This is a genomic window from Apilactobacillus intestinapis (assembly GCF_049166695.1).
Taxonomy (GTDB): Bacteria; Bacillota; Bacilli; order Lactobacillales; family Lactobacillaceae; genus Apilactobacillus; species Apilactobacillus kunkeei_C.
In genome coordinates, this window is sequence record NZ_JBMHFD010000037.1 from 1 (window position 1) to 515 (window position 515).

Genomic DNA, 515 nt, shown 5'->3' on the forward strand with positions numbered 1-515 from the left:
AATCAACGTTTGGGTGTAATCCTATATTCCAAGAAATTATTTCACCGTTGTATAAATCCATAAACGCTGTGAAATATGCTCTTTCTAAGGTTGTTTTGTTTCCCCATCTAAGTTCAGTAACGTCTGTAACTATCTTTTGATATGGTCGATCTGTTTTAAATCTTCTTCTTAGTCTATTGCTTGCGACCTTGCCACAAGTTCCTTTATAAGAATTATACTTTCTGATTTTTCTTTTATAACTATCACATAAGAGTCCTTCGTTCTTCATGATGCGAAGGACTTTTTTATGATTGATATTATATCCTCGGCGTTTCAATTCAATGGTTACTCTTCTATATCCGTAATCTTTAAATTCGTTTCTAATGACTTTCATCTCACTGATGACCTCTTGGTCATCAACTTCGTACTCACGTTGACACGCATCGTAATAACTACTACTAGACATCTCGGCAATATCTAATAACACAAATAATGGAACGTTCATTTCTCGCCTTAACTCATTTATTATTTGCGCT

1 protein-coding gene is annotated in these 515 nt (G+C 34.2%); it reads right to left on the reverse strand.

The window, feature by feature from the left end; genetic code table 11:
• The coding region (locus ACOMA7_RS07730) for an IS3 family transposase (RefSeq protein WP_421393159.1) at nucleotides 1–484 on the reverse strand (484 nt) is incomplete at its 3' end.
• Nucleotides 485–515: the final 31 nt, after the last annotated feature.